At 33.7% G+C, this 17,452-nt stretch carries 16 protein-coding genes; 7 read left to right on the top strand and 9 right to left on the bottom strand.

What is annotated here, in order from left to right:
* Positions 1 to 13: 13 nt before the first annotated feature.
* The 4 genes from AX016_RS02235 to AX016_RS02220 are packed head-to-tail and all read left to right on the top strand — an operon-like array spanning position 14 to position 3,169.
* On the top strand, positions 14 to 1,138 hold the full coding sequence (locus AX016_RS02235; RefSeq protein ID WP_100894059.1) for a metal ABC transporter permease: 1,125 nt from the start codon (positions 14 to 16) through the stop codon (positions 1,136 to 1,138).
* Positions 1,131 to 2,291 carry a metal ABC transporter permease gene (locus tag AX016_RS02230; protein ID WP_100894058.1) on the top strand — a complete coding sequence of 387 codons (1,161 nt, stop codon included), beginning with the start codon at positions 1,131 to 1,133 and terminating at the stop codon, positions 2,289 to 2,291. Before AX016_RS02235 ends, AX016_RS02230 begins: the two co-directional genes overlap by 8 nt.
* A 43-nt stretch (positions 2,292 to 2,334) precedes the next feature.
* On the top strand, positions 2,335 to 2,766 hold the full coding sequence (locus tag AX016_RS02225; RefSeq protein ID WP_100894057.1) for a hypothetical protein: 432 nt from the start codon (positions 2,335 to 2,337) through the stop codon (positions 2,764 to 2,766).
* A 22-nt stretch (positions 2,767 to 2,788) separates the two neighbouring features.
* The gene (locus AX016_RS02220) at positions 2,789 to 3,169 is read left to right on the top strand and encodes a DUF423 domain-containing protein (RefSeq protein WP_100894056.1); all 381 of its coding nucleotides are present in this window, start codon (positions 2,789 to 2,791) and stop codon (positions 3,167 to 3,169) included.
* A gap of 9 nt (positions 3,170 to 3,178) precedes the next feature.
* Here AX016_RS02220 and AX016_RS02215 read toward each other — a convergent pair whose 3' ends face one another.
* From AX016_RS02215 to AX016_RS02180, 9 genes are all read right to left on the bottom strand, one after another.
* Positions 3,179 to 4,696: a carboxypeptidase-like regulatory domain-containing protein gene (locus AX016_RS02215; RefSeq protein WP_100894055.1), complete on the bottom strand. Its 1,518-nt coding sequence runs from the start codon at positions 4,694 to 4,696 to the stop codon at positions 3,179 to 3,181.
* A gap of 270 nt (positions 4,697 to 4,966) precedes the next feature.
* On the bottom strand, positions 4,967 to 5,113 hold the full coding sequence (locus AX016_RS17255; RefSeq protein ID WP_198519396.1) for a hypothetical protein: 147 nt from the start codon (positions 5,111 to 5,113) through the stop codon (positions 4,967 to 4,969).
* A 75-nt stretch (positions 5,114 to 5,188) separates the two neighbouring features.
* Positions 5,189 to 6,367, bottom strand: coding sequence for an acyl-CoA dehydrogenase family protein (locus AX016_RS02210; protein ID WP_100894054.1), 1,179 nt, complete (start codon positions 6,365 to 6,367; stop codon positions 5,189 to 5,191).
* Positions 6,368 to 6,431: 64 nt separating this feature from the next.
* Positions 6,432 to 7,169 (bottom strand): tRNA1(Val) (adenine(37)-N6)-methyltransferase, encoded by a 738-nt coding sequence (locus AX016_RS02205; protein WP_100894053.1) that lies wholly within the window; start codon positions 7,167 to 7,169, stop codon positions 6,432 to 6,434.
* Positions 7,170 to 7,240: 71 nt separating this feature from the next.
* A complete protein-coding gene (locus AX016_RS02200) occupies positions 7,241 to 8,689 on the bottom strand; it encodes a nicotinate phosphoribosyltransferase (RefSeq protein WP_100894052.1) in 1,449 nt (482 codons plus the stop codon).
* Positions 8,690 to 8,715: 26 nt separating this feature from the next.
* Positions 8,716 to 9,558, bottom strand: coding sequence for a ribose-phosphate diphosphokinase (gene prs, locus AX016_RS02195; RefSeq protein ID WP_100894051.1), 843 nt, complete (start codon positions 9,556 to 9,558; stop codon positions 8,716 to 8,718).
* A 63-nt stretch (positions 9,559 to 9,621) separates the two neighbouring features.
* Positions 9,622 to 10,314, bottom strand: a complete 693-nt coding sequence (locus tag AX016_RS02190) for an NUDIX hydrolase (protein WP_100894050.1) — start codon at positions 10,312 to 10,314, stop codon at positions 9,622 to 9,624.
* A gap of 53 nt (positions 10,315 to 10,367) precedes the next feature.
* Positions 10,368 to 10,895, bottom strand: a complete 528-nt coding sequence (gene rimM / locus AX016_RS02185) for a ribosome maturation factor RimM (protein ID WP_100894049.1) — start codon at positions 10,893 to 10,895, stop codon at positions 10,368 to 10,370.
* A gap of 18 nt (positions 10,896 to 10,913) precedes the next feature.
* Complete coding sequence (locus AX016_RS02180) at positions 10,914 to 11,432, bottom strand: 30S ribosomal protein S16 (RefSeq protein ID WP_100894048.1); 519 nt, start codon at positions 11,430 to 11,432, stop codon at positions 10,914 to 10,916.
* A 257-nt stretch (positions 11,433 to 11,689) separates the two neighbouring features.
* Between AX016_RS02180 and AX016_RS02175 the strand changes: the two genes are divergently transcribed.
* From AX016_RS02175 to AX016_RS02165, 3 genes are all read left to right on the top strand, one after another.
* On the top strand, positions 11,690 to 12,160 hold the full coding sequence (locus AX016_RS02175) for a ferritin-like domain-containing protein (protein ID WP_100894047.1): 471 nt from the start codon (positions 11,690 to 11,692) through the stop codon (positions 12,158 to 12,160).
* Between the two features lie 150 nt (positions 12,161 to 12,310).
* A complete protein-coding gene (gene dnaE / locus AX016_RS02170; protein WP_100894046.1) occupies positions 12,311 to 16,750 on the top strand; it encodes a DNA polymerase III subunit alpha in 4,440 nt (1,479 codons plus the stop codon).
* 89 nt (positions 16,751 to 16,839) lie between these two features.
* Positions 16,840 to 17,442 (top strand): hypothetical protein, encoded by a 603-nt coding sequence (locus AX016_RS02165; RefSeq protein ID WP_157811062.1) that lies wholly within the window; start codon positions 16,840 to 16,842, stop codon positions 17,440 to 17,442.
* Positions 17,443 to 17,452 lie beyond the last annotated feature (10 nt).

The following is a 17,452-nucleotide window of genomic DNA, read 5'->3' as shown; positions in this document are numbered from 1 at the left end:
AAACAATTAAACTGTGAATATAACTGAATATTTTAACCTTCTTTTTACAGACTACACGTTACAAACTATAACGTTGGGTACAGCTGTTTTAGGTGCTTTGTGTGGTATGCTGGGGAGTTTTGCTGTGTTGCGTAAACAGAGTTTGCTAGGAGATGCTATATCTCATGCGGCACTACCAGGTATAGCATTAGCCTTTTTAATTACAGGAGCAAAAGATAGTAATACGTTGTTGTTAGGTGCACTAGTGAGTGGTTTAGTTGGTACTTTTTGGATACGAGGAATTGTAAAAAAAACACATTTAAAAACTGATACGGCTTTAGGTTTAATTTTGTCTTTGTTTTTTGGTTTTGGTATGTTGTTGTTAACCTTTATACAAAAAATGCCTAATGCAAACCAGGCCGGTTTAGATAAGTATTTATTTGGACAAGCAGCTACTTTGGTAGCTAGTGATGTATGGACAATGTGTATTATTGCTGGTTTAAGTTTACTTATTCTATTGGTTTTTTGGAAAGAATTTAAACTATTACTTTTTGATGCTGATTACACAAAATCATTAGGTTTTAATGTGAAATTTTTAGATGTTTTAATTACTTTTTTTATAGTAATTTCTATTGTTGTGGGACTACAAACTGTTGGTGTAGTCTTAATGAGCGCTATGCTATTAGCGCCAGCAGCAGCAGCTAGGCAATGGACAAATAGTTTAAGTGTAATGGTAGTTTTAGCGGCTATTTTTGGTGCTTTCTCAGGAGTGTTTGGTACTGCAATTAGTGCAAGTTCTAATAATTTATCTACAGGACCAGTAATTGTTTTAATAGCTGCTGTTTTTGTGTTGTTTTCTTTTGTTTTTTCACCTAAAAGAGGATTGTTGTTTAGGGAGATTAGGTATCGTAACAACCGTAAAGATTTGGAGTTGAATAAAACCCTGGCCTTTATGTATCAAATTGTGGAGTCGCATGATAACATTGACCATCCGCATGCTATAAAAATTTTAAATAATTTTCACGGATTTACACGTAAATCCCTTCAGAAATTAGAAGATAGAGAACTAATTACAGTAACTAAAACAATGTGGTCTTTAACAGAAAAAGGGTTTACCACTGCCGCTAATTTATATAATCAACTAGAAGAAAATGAGTAGCGCACAATTAGAAATACAACTTATTGCTTGTCTGGTGGCTATTGCATGTGCCATACCTGGTACTTTTTTAGTGCTTCGTAAAATGGCTATGATAAGTGATGCTATTAGTCACTCTATATTACCAGGTTTGGTAATTGGTTTCTTTTTAACCGAAGACTTAAACTCGCCTTGGCTTATATTGCTTGCTGCTGTTACGGGAGTTATTACAGTTGTTTTGGTAGAATACATTCAAAAAACCGGACTCGTAAAAGAAGACACTGCTATAGGATTGGTTTTTCCTGCATTGTTTAGTATTGGTGTAATTTTAATTGCAAAAAATGCGAATGATGTACATTTAGATGTAGATGCTGTTTTATTAGGAGAACTTGCTTTTGCTCCTTTTGATAGGCTTATTGTGAATGGTGTAGATATAGGAGCAAAATCGCTATGGGTTATTGGTAGTATTGTAGTTGTAACTTTAATTTTACTGTTTACGTTTTTTAAAGAACTAAAAGTAAGTACGTTTGATAAGCAACTTGCTGCAACTTTAGGTTTTTCTCCTTTAGTAATACATTATGGGTTAATGTCTGTTGCTTCTGTTACTACAGTTGGAGCTTTTGATGCTGTTGGTGCCATACTTGTAGTGGCGCTTATGATTGCTCCTGCTGCAATGGCTTATTTACTTACAAATGATCTAAAAAAAATGCTTATTATAGCAGTTGTTTCTGGCGTGGTTTCTGCGTTAATAGGGTATTGGGTTGCACATTATTTAGACGCTTCTATTGCAGGTTCTATGACTACTGTTTTGGGTGTGTTATTTTTATTAGTGTATTTATTTGCGCCAAGTAAAGGGTTAATATCAGTAGTGTTTAGACAAAAAAGACAACAAGTAGAGGTGTATTTGTTAACCTTTATGTTGCACTTACAAAATCATACAGAAGAGTCAGAACGACATATAAATCACCTTGGGGAACATATTAATTGGGGAAAAATGCAATCTAAAACTGTATTAGACCTCGCGTTAAAAAATAATATGATTGTAATAGATGATAACATTATATCACTAACAGAAAAGGGGCAAGGTTTTACAAACAAAGCTATAGATTATATTACAACCAATAGTACTGTGGCAATAGAGGAAATGAAAGAAGATTTCTTTTTGTTTAGAGGGTAATTATTAATATTATTTTTCTAAAAATTGTACATTCGTATTCACAATGAAAAATTCAAAAAAACACTGGCTTTGGAACATAGTTATAGTATTAACTCTTGTGTTAGTAGCTATAGCTTTTTTAATGCACTATAAAAACTGGATTAAGGTAGAGGATAATCAATTTAAAATATTATCTGGTATCTATTATAAAAAGTTAGACTTTGCAGATATTAATACTGTAGAAATGGTAGATAAAATACCTTCTCTAGAACGTATTAATGGTTTTTCTGTAAGTGAAACTGAAAAAGGTGTTTTTAGAGATTCTATTTATAATACAGACGTTTATATTTTTGTAGATAAATTATCTAAACAAAAAATAAAAGTTACTTACAGGGACTCTTTACAGCTATTTTTTAACGTCTCAGACTCTTTAGAGACAGAAAAAATGTACACAATGTTTTCTCACAAAATAGATAGTTTATCTAGCGTTAAATAACCTATTCATAAAAATTATACTTATGATTATCATAATAAAAGTATTTGCTGCCTTATACGGTATGTTGGCTGTTATTTTTGGAGCTTTTGGAGCTCACGCTCTAAAAAAAATATTTACAGATGACCAACTCAAAAATTTTGAAACTGGTGTAAAGTATCAAATGTATCATGCTATTGTGTTGTTAGTTTTGGGTTTTAACTATAGTTTTTCTTCAACCATAGAGGTTGTAATGGGTTATGCTTTTATTATAGGTATCTTTTTATTTTCTTTTAGCATATACGGTTTGTGTATTTCATCAGCTAAAGGAAAAAAAATAAAAATTCTTGGTCCAATAACGCCCCTAGGAGGTTTGGGACTAGTCCTAGGATGGGCGCTTTTGCTACTTAATTTTATTAATCTATAGTATAAAGTTTTATTCTTCTGCAGTAAACTCTTTAATAGCTTGGTTAGGCTCTATAATGTTGTAGCCTTTCCAAAATTCTGGATCATATTTACGCAAGTATTCTGGCTTAATGCCCTTGCTTTCTTTAAAGTCGTTGTAAGTTGATTTTGAAATGTTTTCAGCATCAAAAACAACAATTTCATACTTGGTTACACTTGTAATTGCCATATCTAACTTTACGTAAAGTTCATTTTGCTTATTTCTTCCTTTAACAACCTTATTCTTTTCAATTATTTTTAATGGTCTTCTTATGCCTGCTTTATTTCCGGCCTCTCGTTCTAGATATTGCAAGTCGTAGGTGTTGTTTTCATTTTTTGCAAAAATCATTTTTCCTCTAGATAAATGTTCTTGGTAAGAAATTCCGAATAACTTAATACTTTTTAATGTTTTTACATTATCATAATCTATACGTATTACAGCAAAATCATCTGCATTTATATACATAGTTCCTTCGTAATCTGCGCCTCTCTTAGGTTCAAAATCTATAATGTAAACAGGAGCGTTGCCCCAATACGTATAGTCTTTTATGGTAAAGTTGTAACGCCCAGATTTTGTTATCACGTTTAGTTTGGGGTCATCCATATAAAACAAATTACTAAATTGGTTGCCTATGGTAGTTTTTTTATACGTAGCATAACTAACTCTGCGTGCTTCTTCTAATTTTTTCTTTTCCTTTAATTCTTTTTTTAGTGCTGCACTATCTTTTTTTACGTCACTAGGATTGCTTAGTTCGCCATCAACTTTAACACCAACAATACCCGATTTTATTTTAAAATATGAATCTGGCTTTACATTTTTTTTAATAATGTCATTAAACTTTTCTTCGAGCTTAGTAATATCTAATTCAGAGTTTTTATCATATAATCTACATGCCTTTATAGGATCTATTTTTAAGGTTTCTGCATTATAATTTCCATAGATATCACACAAAACTTCAGAATAACTATTATCTCTTTTAGGTAAAGCAGTTATAACACTATCTAAAAAGGGTTTGTTAAGTTCTTTTATGGTAGATTTCATAAAGGTGTAATTTGTCTTATCTAACCCTTCATAATTAGACTCTCTAAGGAATATTTTTTTTCTAGTGAAATCCTTGTTATAGTTTTTATCTAAACTGTCTTTAACCATATCTATAATTTCTTCTCCTGTGTAGTTTTTATTAGATACCAAAACCTCATTAAGTTCTATGGTTTTTGGAGTCATATAAATAATACTATCTGTAAATGTGCTTACTGGTTGTGCAATGGTCTCGTATCCAATACAACTAATAAAAATAGAATCTATAGCAGTTGTATTTGTGGTGCTTAAAGAAAATTTTCCTTCTCCATTTGTTATAACACCTTTTTTATTAGATAATACAACGGAAACATATGGTATAGCTTCTTTATTAGCTGTATCTTTAATACTTGCTGTAAGTTCTTGAGCGGTTGAGTAATTGCTTATAATCAGAGTAAAAATTAAGATTACAAGCTGTGTAGTTTTACGCATTTTTTTTGATTTTAGTTTCTTATTAGTATAGACAAGAACTTTTTAGATTCCGTTGCCTGAAAAAGCTAAAACAACTAAAATAAAAACTTAAATCAATGGTAGTTAGTCTGTTGAGTGTTCTCTTTTTTTTGTTGTTTTTTTAGCTGCCGGCTAATTAAAGTAATACTATGACTACAAAAAAGAGTTTTTTGATAATTTTAATACACTATTCTTATTTATTTAACTTAATTGTGAATGTTTTAAGAAAAGTGTTGGGTATTTGGTAAGATTTTAACTGCAGCCACAATCGTCAGAGCCACAAGATTTTTTGTTTTTGTTACTAGCAAAAAGAGATTTAGGAAGAAAGAATTTTTTAGCAATATATCCAAAAGCAATAGCTGCAGTTATAAAAACCAAAATATGTTGCAATGTTTCCATAATCTATAATTTTATAAAGGGTCATTTTGTAGAAAACAACCCTTATTTAGATTGTGTAAAGATAACGAAAATTTATTATTTAAAGGCATTAAGACCTGTAATATCCATACCTGTTATAAGTAAATGAATATCGTGTGTGCCCTCATAAGTGATAACACTTTCTAGGTTCATCATATGTCGCATAATGCTGTATTCGCCAGTAATACCCATAGCACCTAAAATTTGTCTTGCTTCTCTTGCAATATTTAACGCCATATCTACATTATTACGTTTTGCCATAGATATTTGTGCAGTGCTTGCTTTACCTTCATTTTTAAGCTGCCCTAAGCGTAATGCTAGTAACTGTGCTTTGGTAATTTCGGTAATCATTTCTGCTAATTTTTTTTGCTGTAGCTGGTATGCGCCAATTGGCTTACCAAATTGTATGCGCTCTTTTGCATAACGTAAAGCGGTATCATAACAATCCATTGCGGCTCCAATTGCACCCCAAGCAATACCATACCTAGCAGAATCTAAACAACCTAACGGTGCCCCCAATCCGTTTTTGTTAGGTAATAAGTTTTCTTTTGGCACTTTTACATTGTCAAAAATAAGCTCGCCCGTAGCAGATGCTCTTAAAGACCATTTGTTGTGAGTTTCAGGAGTGGAAAAGCCTTCCATTCCTCGTTCTACAATTAGTCCGTTTATTCTGCCTTCTTCGTTTTTAGCCCAAACTACAGCAACATCACAAAAAGGAGAATTAGAAATCCATAATTTAGCACCATTTAAAAGGTAATGGTCGCCCATATCCTTGTATTTAGTCTCCATGCCACCTGGGTTAGAGCCGTGGTTAGGTTCTGTTAAACCAAAACTACCCATAAACTCACCACTTGCTAATTTTGGCAGGTATTTTTTGCGTTGCTCTTCAGTACCATAAGTGTATATTGGATACATTACTAATGAAGATTGTACAGACGCCGTAGAGCGTACACCGCTATCTCCACGCTCTATCTCTTGCATAATTAAACCATAACTAATTTGGTCTAAACCTGCACCTCCGTATTCTTCAGGAATGTAAGGGCCAAAAGCGCCTATTTCTGCTAATCCGCTAATTATTTGTTTTGGAAACTCTGCTTTTTGAGCATAATCTTCAATAATAGGAGATACATCTCTTTTTACCCACTGTCGGGCAGCATCTCTCACCAATTTATGTTCTTCAGACAATAAATCGTCTATATTATAATAATCTGGTGCTTCAAATAAATCTGGTTTCATAGCTGTATTTTAGGATATGTAACCAAAGATAGGTAAAGAAATATAACAATACAAAGACTAAATGTTACATTTTTAAATAAAAATCTCTTGTTAAATTAGTATAATTTTCGGTGTATACGTGTCTATCTTTCTCTATAACAAGCTCTTCTGTTTTTAAGTTTGATGAAGGTTTTTTTGTGAACTCCAAAAGGCTTCGTTTTACCTCTGCGTCAGCGTTACCTTTAACTCTTGTAATTTGTTTTGGATATAGTTGATAATTTGCAGCAAGTTTGATGAATTCTTCCTCTTCTTTAAAAGGTATAATGGTGCAAAAAGTACCAATACTAGTAAGTAGTTTAGATGCGCCACTTATCAATTCACTAAAAGGAAGTGACGTATTTTGGCGTGCATTGTCTCTTGCTTCATTACCGCTTGTTACATCTTCTGCGTAAAAAGGAGGATTAGACACAATTAAATCATACAGCTCATCTTCTTCTGTCTCATCTGTAGCGTATTCATCTACAAACTCATCAAAACCAGCGTGAAAGCAAAATAGCCTATCTGCCCAGTCTGATGCTTCAAAATTCTCTGTGCATTGCTCGTAGGCATCAGCATCTAACTCTATAGCCTCTATGTTATCTGCAGCACTACGTTGCGCTAACATCAAGGCAATAATACCTGTACCAGAGCCAATATCTAAAATAGAGTAGGGGTTATGGTCTAAAGGCGTCCAGGCACCAAGTAAAACTCCGTCTGTACCAATTTTCATAGCACAGCGGTCTTGATTAATTGTAAATTGCTTAAAAGTAAAAGGTTTGCTCATTGTATAGGTTTAAAAACAAAAGAGGCAAGCTTGTAAAAAGCTTGCCTCTTACGGTTACAAAATTAAGGAGTTTATCTTACTCTATTTCTAATATCTTGTAAAGAATCATCAATAAGTAATTTACCATCTTTAAAAACTTCTTTTAACTCTCCTGTTTTTTCTTGCTCCCAATTTACTTGATCTACAAGTTTATAAGTACCGTTTTCTTTTTCAATTTTAAGTAAGCCTTTGGCAGATTTTTTAGTTCCATCATCTGTAATAGGATCTTTAAAAATTTCTCTTCCCTCACCGTTTACTTCGCCATATGTAGCTTTCATTGCAAAACCAAAAGTATCTCTAGTGTTGTATTGGTAGGTAAAAGAACCAATGCCTAAAACTACGTTTGTAGACGCAAACCCTTTTTGCTTTAATCTTTCGCAAATGTCTGTAGCGCGCTCCGTTGTAATGCTATCGCCATAGATTGCACCAATGTGTGGGTCTAATTCTTTATAACCTTTGCTATTGGTTTTACCACTAAATATCTCCCATAACAGTTCTATAACTCCTTTTTTCTCCTCTTTAGTTTTTCCGTTAGGATTGCCACAAATAATATCTGCAGGGTCGCCGCTATCTGGTCTAATAACAACTTTACCGTCTCTTGCTAAAACCTCTTCTTTTAAGTTGGGTAGGTACTCTGTAAGTACTTTCCATAAATCCCAAGTATCCGAAACTATAGAAACAATTCCGTTAGGGTAAACCTCAGTAATTAACCTTTTAAATGTTTCTTCTTCTCCTGTGTTTGTTCCCATACACATTACAGAGTGCTCTGTGGCTGCTACAGAGCCACCAACTAGTTCAGTGTCAGAATTAGCGTTATAGTATTCTTCTAAAAAGTCTATAGCGGGTATAGTATCTGTACCAGAAAAACTTAACAAGTGTGCAGAAGCGCTCATAACTGCGGCTTCCATACCAGCAATACCTCGCATAGAAAAATCGTGACCTTGCCAATCTACAAATTCAGGAACTGTAGAGGTTTCTTCTGCATATTTATCTAATATTCCTCTATACTGTTTTGCAATTGTTGCAGAGGTACAAGGCATCCAAATAGTTGTGCTTAAAATGGTCTCAAAATAATTTGTTAACCAAAAAAACTCTGGCAATGTGTTGTACATTGTCATCATAGGTACGCGTATTGGTACACTAGAACCCTCTGGTAATGCTTTTATGACCATTGGTAAATAGCCAAGATCGTGTAAATCTTCTATGTGTTTAATACCAACTGAGTTTGGACCTAGGTAATTATTAATTCTTCTGCTATATTTTTCTGCAATTTCCTTTTTAGGTTTGTTAAAAAAATTGGTGTTAAATTCTTCAATAATGTACTTTTTAATAAAGTATTGAAGTCCAAAAAATACGACTTCTTCTATAGCATCTATTCTACTTTTTCTAGGTGTCCAGTTAGAGTATACTAAGGTTGTACCCTCTGGATATTGTCTTCTGTGATCTACTTTATAACCGTCTGTATATAATAATGGGTTCATAATATATCTATTTTATAATTAAAGACTTAAGCTAATAAGTCTGCTATTTTTAATTGTGTAACTTTTGGATGTTCTTCTAATGTGTTAAAAGAATCTGTTGTGTAAATACCGTTGTAGTAGCTACTTAGGTTCTCTAATCCTTTGCTAAAAATACCGTGACTTACAGCTAGGTATAAGTTGCCTGCATTTTTGTTTTTAAGTTCTTGTGCTAAACCGTTAAATGTGCCTCCGCCATCACAAATATCATCTACCACCAAACAATCTTTACCTTTTAAATCATCTGCGTACACTTTAAAGCCAGATAGTTTTCCTGTTTTTACATCTCTAGATTTAGAGCACTCTATAACTTCCTTACCTCCTAGGTATTCTGCTACTTTGTATATTTTTTTAAGAGCACCACCATCTGGAGAAATTAAAACTACATTGTTATTTAAGGTTGATAGTACTTTTTCTATAAAAGTGTAATTTGTAATAGTAGTGCAGTTGTTCAATAATGCAGGTGTAACTTCTGAATGTGGGTCGTAAACGCTAACTTCATTTAATTGAAGGTTATTTATAAGATCTGCGTATACTTTTACAGATAAAGATTCACCTGCAACCATTAACCTATCTTGCCTAGCTGCCGGAAAATAAGGAATAAAAACGTTTATAGTATTTACACCCATACGTTTTAGTGCATCTACAGTTATTAGTAATAAGCCAACATCGTTAAAAGATTGTAATCTGTGTGTTACTGTAATAGTTTCTGAGGTATTAAAATTGTTTTCAATTTTAATGTGAGGTTCTCCGCCAGAAAATAAAAACGATTTAAATTCGATGCTTTTCTGATTTGGGAACGGGTTAAACTGTGGATCTAAATTTAATATCATTTGCGTTATTTTTACACAAAGTTAAATAAGTAAATGGATTACTGAAAACATTTTGTGTTAAAATTACGCAAACTTAATTTCAAAATGCATTCCATTTTCGTCTAATGCTTTGTATTTGTTGTGGTCAAAGGTAAATAGTTGGGCGGGTCTACCGCTGCCATTTTTTTGTTTTTCATTAGATTTTTTTATAAATCCAAAGCTTAAAATCTTTTTTCTAAAATTTCTGCGATCTATTTCTTGTTCTAAAATAGTACTGTATAAATGCTCTAAATCTGAAAAAGGAAATTTTTTCGGAAGCAAATCAAAACCAATAGGTTGGTAATGTACTTTTGCTTTTAGTCTTTTAAATGCAGTTTTTATTATCTGGTTATGGTCAAAAGGTAATGCGGGTATATTATTTATGTTTTGCCATTTTACATCTTGCGCATCTGTAGCGGCAGATAGTTTTAAATTATCAGGATTTACCAAAGCAAAATAAGACACAGAAATTACGTGGTTTCTTTTATCACGCTCTATATCATCACCAAAAGTATAAAGTTGCTCTAAGTAATTAACAGTAATGCCTGCTTCTTCTTGTAACTCTCTGTGAACTGCTTTGGTTAAAGTTTCGCCATTTTGTACTAGACCACCAGGCAAAACCCACTCATCTTTATACATACCGTACTTTTGTTGTACTAGTAAAATATAAAGAGCGTTGTCTTGGTAGCCAAAAACAACAGCATCTACAGCTATTTTTATATTCTGATTGTTTTGCATAATATGTGTACTATATACGCAAAAATACAGGTTTTATTATGTAAGAGGTAATTTTAGCTTAAGTATAAGTCTACTAAGCCTTCTGGTGTAGTTACAGCTATTGTTTTGTTTTCGCGGTCTACATTGGTAATAATTTCGTCGTTAATAGGTATAAGTAGTTGCTTGTCTCCTTTTTGCACTTCAAAAAGTGCTTGTGATGTGGTGTCATTAACACTGGTAATTTCTCCAATATCTCCGTGTACACTATCTAGTAGAGTAAAACCTATAACTTCGTGAAAGTAAAATTTGTTACCAGTTAATTTAGGTAACATTGTAAGTGGTAAGTAAAGTTTAGAGCCCATAATGCGGTCTGCATCAGACTCATTTAAAACTTCTTCAAACCTTATACGTAACAAACTAGACTTGTGTAGTCTACATTTATCAATAAAAAATGGAACCAGGTTATTTCCTAAAGAAATAAACACTGATTCCATATTTTCGTATAAATCGGGTTCATCCGCATCAACCTTAATTAACACTTCGCCCTTAAAACTATATTTTGAAACGATTTTACCTAAGTAGAAACAATCTTCCTTTTGCATATCGTTTTTTATATAAATTTATTCTTCTTCAGAAGCTGCTGCTGCATCTTCAGAATCAGCTGGTGCTTCTTCTGCTACAGGAGCTGCTGCCGCTGCTGCTTCAGCTGCACGTTTTTCGTTAACTGCTTTTTCTGCTTCAAATTTCTTTGCAGCTTCATCAGCTTTTGCTTTATCTAAACCTTCAACTTTACCAGCTACAGATTTTTCTTTTTCAGCAATCCAAGCATTGAATTTTTCTTCTGCTTGCTCTTCAGTTAATGCACCTTTACGTACACCACCTTGTAAATGGTGCTTTAATAAAACACCTTTGTAAGATAAAATTCTTTTTGCAGTATCAGATGGTTGTGCACCATTAGATAACCATTTTACAGAACTATCTACATCTAAATTAATTGTTGCAGGATTTGTGTTTGGGTTGTAAGTTCCTAATTTTTCTAGGTATTTACCATCTCTTTTAGCACGAGAATCTGCTGCTACTACCCAGTAGAAAGGTTTTCCTTTTTTACCGTGTCTTTGTAATCTAATTTTAACTGGCATATCACATTAAATTTGTAGGGTGCCCGACCCCTGTTATTAATTCTTTCGTTTGCTTTTGGCTTAAAAGCGGGTGCAAATATACACTTTCTGTTTAATTGACAATGCTTTGCGGTGCAAAAATAATGGTTTTGACTTAACATTTGTTAAGATTAGTAGTTAAACTTAGGCTAAACCGCTTTGTTTTTTTGTAATTGGCTGCTTATCTGTCTAATTTGGAGGGAAAGATTGTTGAAAACCAGCAATGATAATTAATTTAAATGATAAGAGATATTATGAAGTATACAGAAAAAATTACAAAGAGATTAAATAGTTTGTTAGAGAAAACTTATGATGCCGAAAAGGGATATAAACTTGGTGCAGATAAGGTAGAAAACCCCTCTATTAAACGGTTTTTAGAATCTAAAGCAGAACAGCGTTACAATTTTGGACATCAACTTAAAGCAGAAATAATTGCATTTGGAGAATTACCTGAAAAAAGCGGAAGTTTAAAAGGAGATTTACATAGAACTTGGATGAATTTAACAGCAACATTATCTGCTAATGAAGAAGAGCAGATTTTAGATGAAGTAGAACGCGGAGAAAAATCTTTTATAGAAGAGTATGATGAAATTTTAAAAGATGAAGATATGGTTTTAGCGCCATCTACAGAAAACCTGTTGCTTGCTCAGCGTAATAGCGTGCAATCTGCATTAAATACGGCAAAAGTATATCAGGAAATGGTTTCATAATTATCTTGTAGTTTGATTAATTGTTGAGGAAGCAGGACGAAAGTCCTGCTTTTTTTATGCAGTTAATAACTCTTGCTTAAATGCCTTTATAAAACGGAGGATTTTTGGTATTTTTATCCACTGCTTTTTTAAGACTACAAACAACACACTATGTACTTAATTTTTGATACTGAAACTACCGGATTACCTAAGCGTTGGGATGTTCCTTATACAGATACGGACAACTGGCCTAGGTGTATACAGATTGCATGGCAATTGCATGATGATATGGGTAATGTTATTGAGCATCAAGATTATTTGGTAAAACCAGACGGATTTAATATTCCGTATGATGCCGAAAAAATTCACGGTATATCTACTGCTTTAGCAGAACAAGACGGTATACCATTAGCAGAGGTTTTAGAAAAATTTAATGAGGCTTTAAATAAAACTAAGTTTGTAGTAGGTCAAAATGTTGGGTTTGACCTTAACATTATGGGGGCAGAGTTTCATCGTCTTCAGGTAGAAAACCAATTGCAAGAGTTACCTGTTTTAGATACGTGTACAGAGCATACGGCAACTCTTTGTCAGATTCCTGGTGGTCGTGGAGGTAAATTTAAATTGCCAACATTAACAGAGTTACATCAGTTTTTATTTGGAGAGCCTTTTGGAGAAGCACACAACGCAACTGCCGATGTAGAGGCAACAACACGTTGTTTTTTAGAGCTTGTACGTAAGCAGCAATATACGGTAGAACAGTTAGATGTTGAGCCAGATTATTTTAAAAATTTCTCAGAGGCTAATCCTCAGCCAATTAAACTTATTGGTCTAAAGCACATCAACCTAAAAAAGGCTTCTAAAAAAATAGCAGATGCCCTGTGGGCTAAGGATACTGGTGGTATAAGTAAAGAAGAAATTAAAGAGAATTTAGCAAATTTAGAGTCGGCTGAGTTTTCTCATTTACACAATCATACTCAGTTTTCTATACTGCAATCTACAATTAGTATTCCTGCTTTAATACAAGCTGCTGCAAAAAATAATATGCCAGCTGTTGCAATGACAGACCATGCTAATATGATGGGGGCTTTTCATTTTGTAAATGGTGTTCTTAATCATAACAAAGGAGTAAAATCTAGGAACGATGCTAATGAAATACGTTATGAGGCAACCCAAGAGGGACGCTTAGAAGAAGGAGAAGAACCTTTGCATGAATTTGTTCCAGAAAAGGAAATTACACCAATTATTGGTTGCGAGTTTCAGGTGTGTGAGGATCATACCAATAAATCTCAAAAAGACAATGGTTACCAAATAGTACTGCTTGCTAAAAATAAAAATGGATACCACAATTTAGCAAAAATGTCTTCTATTGCCTTTGTAGATGGTAAATATTATGTGCCTCGTATAGATAAAAAAGTTATAGAGCAGTACAAAGAAGATATCATTGTGCTAACGGGTAACTTGTATGGTGAGGTTCCAAATTTGGTCTTAAATGTTGGTGAAAAACAAGCGGAAGAAGCATTGCTATGGTGGAAAGAGCAGTTTGGAGACGACTTGTATATGGAGATCATGCGTCACGGACAAGAAGATGAAGACCGTGTAAACCAAGTATTAATACAGTTTGCTAAAAAACACAATGTAAAATTGGTGGCAACCAATAATACGTATTATGTAGATAAAGAAAACGCTTATGCACACGATATACTCTTGTGTGTAAAAGATGGCGAAAAACAAGCTACACCAATTGGTCGTGGTCGTGGTTACCGTTATGGTTTACCAAATCAGGAATATTACTTTAAGTCTTCAGATGAAATGAAGGAGCTTTTTAAAGATATTCCGGAAGCAATTACCAATATACAAGATGTTGTAGACAAAGTAGAAACTTTTACACTTGCCCGTGACGTACTGTTACCTGCTTTTGATATTCCAGAAGAGTTTTCTTTTGAAGAAGATAAGTTAGATGGCGGTAAACGTGGAGAGAATAAGTTTTTAAGACACCTAACTTATGAAGGTGCAAAAATAAGATATGGTGAAATTACACCAGAGATTGATGAGCGTTTAGACTTTGAGCTTAAAGTAATTGAAAAAACAGGGTATCCAGGGTATTTCCTAATTGTAGAAGATTTTATTAGAGCCGCTCGTAAAATGGATGTATCTGTAGGGCCTGGTCGTGGTTCTGCCGCAGGTTCTGCCGTTGCTTACTGTTTGTGGATTACAAATTTAGATCCTATTAAGTACGATTTGCTTTTTGAGCGTTTTTTAAATCCAGATCGTGTATCTATGCCAGATATTGATATAGATTTTGATGATGAAGGACGTGGTCGTGTAATGGACTATGTAATTGATAAATACGGATCTAACCAAGTAGCACAGATTATTACCTATGGTACAATGGCTGCCAAATCTTCAATTAGAGATACAGCCCGTGCTTTAGACTTACCGTTAGGTGATGCAGACCGTATGGCAAAGCTTATACCTAATATGTCTAAGCTAAAAAAAATTATAGGGATTGATGAAAAAACACTAAAAAGTAAATTTAATAGTGAAGAGCTTGCTAAAATTAATGAGCTTATAGAAATTTCTGAGGGAGACGATTTAGAGTCTGAAACCTTAAACCAAGCTTATATATTAGAAGGGTCTGTGCGTAACACAGGTATACATGCTTGTGGTGTAATTATTACGCCAGATGATATTACCAAGTTTGTTCCTGTGGCTTTGGCAAAGGACTCAGAAATGTATTGTACCCAGTTTGATAACTCTGTTGTGGAGGATGCGGGCTTGTTAAAAATGGATTTCTTAGGGTTAAAAACATTAACCCTAATTAAGGACACCGTTAAAATTGTAAAAGCAAAACACGGTGTAGAGTTAGATCCAGAGAATTTTCCGTTAGATGATGAAAAAACATACGAGCTTTTCCAAAGAGGAGAAACGGTAGGTGTTTTCCAGTATGAATCTCCTGGGATGCAAAAACACATGCGATCACTAAAACCAACAGTGTTTGCAGATTTAATTGCCATGAATGCATTGTACCGTCCTGGTCCAATGGAATACATACCAAGTTTTATTGCGCGTAAACATGGTACAGAAGAAATTATATATGATTTAGATGCTACCGAGGAGTATTTAGCAGAAACTTATGGTATTACGGTTTACCAAGAGCAAGTGATGCTTTTGTCGCAAAAGTTAGCAGATTTTACCAAAGGTGAAGCCGATGTTTTGCGTAAAGCAATGGGTAAAAAGCAAAAGCACGTTCTAGATAAAATGAAGCCTAAGTTTATAGATCAGGCTTCTGCAAAAGGACATGCGGTAGACAAGTTAGAGAAAATTTGGAAAGATTGGGAAGCATTTGCTGCTTACGCCTTTAACAAGTCTCACTCTACTTGTTACGCTTGGATTGCGTACCAAACAGCATATTGTAAAGCACATTACCCAGCAGAATATATGGCTGCAGTACTGTCTAATAATATGAATGATATAAAAACGGTTACCTTTTTTATGGAAGAGTGTAAGCGTATGGGCTTAGAAGTTTTAGGTCCAGATGTAAACGAATCTTACTACAAGTTTGCAGTTAATGATGCCGGAGCTGTACGTTTTGGTATGGGAGCTGTAAAAGGTGTTGGTCGTGGAGCTGTAGAAACAATTGTAGAAAATAGAAAAGAAGACGGACCATATAAATCTGTGTTTGATTTGGCAAAACGAATAGATCTACGTGCGGCAAATAAAAGAGCTTTTGAGAACTTAACATACGCTGGTGGTTTTGATTCTTTTGGAGACGCACATAGAGCACAGTATTTACATGATGAAGGAGACGGAATTACGTTTTTAGAAAAGGTGATGAGGTACGGTTCTAAGTTTCAAGAAAGTCAAAACTCATCTCAAGTAAGTTTGTTTGGTGAGGCTAGTGATGTGCAAATTCCAGAGCCTGTTGTTCCGCCTTGTGAGGAATGGGGAACAATGGAAAAACTTAGAAAAGAAAAGGAAGTTGTAGGTATTTATATTTCTGGTCACCCTTTAGACGATTTTAAAGCAGAAATAAAATCGTTTTGTAACTCCGGTATCGCCGCTGTACATAATATGGAGCAATTTGTAAATAAAGAACTTGCCATAGCAGGTGTAATTACAGATGTACAGCATAGAGTTTCTAAAAACGGAAAAGGTTGGGCAATGTTTTCTATGGAAGACTATACAGATTCCTATGAGTTTAGAATTTTTGGAGAGGAATACTTAAAATTTCGTCACTTTTTAATGATTAGCTCTTTTGTGTACTTAAAAGTATTTATTAGAGAAGGTTGGACTAATAAGGATACAGGTAAAAAAGGAGATCCTAGACTGCAATTTAATAGTTTTATGCTGTTGCAAGATGTAATGGAGCAATACGCTAAAAAGCTAACCATAAAACTTAATATAGATACGCTTAAAGAACAAGATGTTTATAATTTAAAACAGACATTAAATTCTGATGATCAAGAAGGAAAACATCCTTTAAAATTTGAAGTTTATGAAATGGAAGAGCAAATTAAGGTAGATTTGGCTAGCCGTAAACAAAAGATAAATATTACAACCAAATTATTGGCAGATTTAGAGGCGCAAGACGTTATTTTTAAACTGAATTAAAAAGCGTTAAGAAATATTTAACAGTAGGGGATTTAAACGCTTAGTTGTTTAAAGGTTGATAAATGAATTTAACCTTAACACAATTAAAAATGAAACAATTACTTTTAAGTCTGGTCTTAATTTTAGCTTTAACTTCTTGCCAGTCTGAGGAAGAGTTTGAAACTCCTGACGAACAAGCAGAAACCCCTCTGGTGGAAACAGAAGAAAATACAGAAGATGACACTAAAAATACTAATGACAAAACTAATGGAGATCAGGGTAGTGAAAATGAAGAGGACAACCAAGAGAATCAAAATAATGAAGAAAAAGGTATTACAGTTACACTACTAACAGGTATTCTTTTAAAAAATACATGGAATATAGATAACTTAGTAGAGAAAAAAGGCCTTACTGCTTATATAGATAGGACTTCTAAATTATCAAGTTTTACCTTTGTTTTCAAAGACTCTGGTGAAGTTGTCGCAGAGGCAAATAATACCACTGTAAATGGCAGCTGGACAATTAATAGTCAAGAAAAAGATGGTTTAATTTTAATGTTAGATTTTGATACCAAACTAGCAGATTTTACAGTGTTAAATAGCAATTGGCCAATTGTATCATTATCTCACACAGGTATGGGGTATATATACGGAAACTTAGATGTTGCAGCCAATAAAGACAACAGAGTGTTTTTAAGTTTTGATAAAGTTTAATAAACTTAAT

Origin of the sequence: Cellulophaga sp. RHA19, from assembly GCF_002813425.1 — a bacterium.
Lineage (GTDB): Bacteria > Bacteroidota > Bacteroidia > Flavobacteriales > Flavobacteriaceae > Cellulophaga.
Note: the sequence above shows the minus strand (reverse complement) of the source record. Positions and strands in the feature narration are given on the sequence as shown.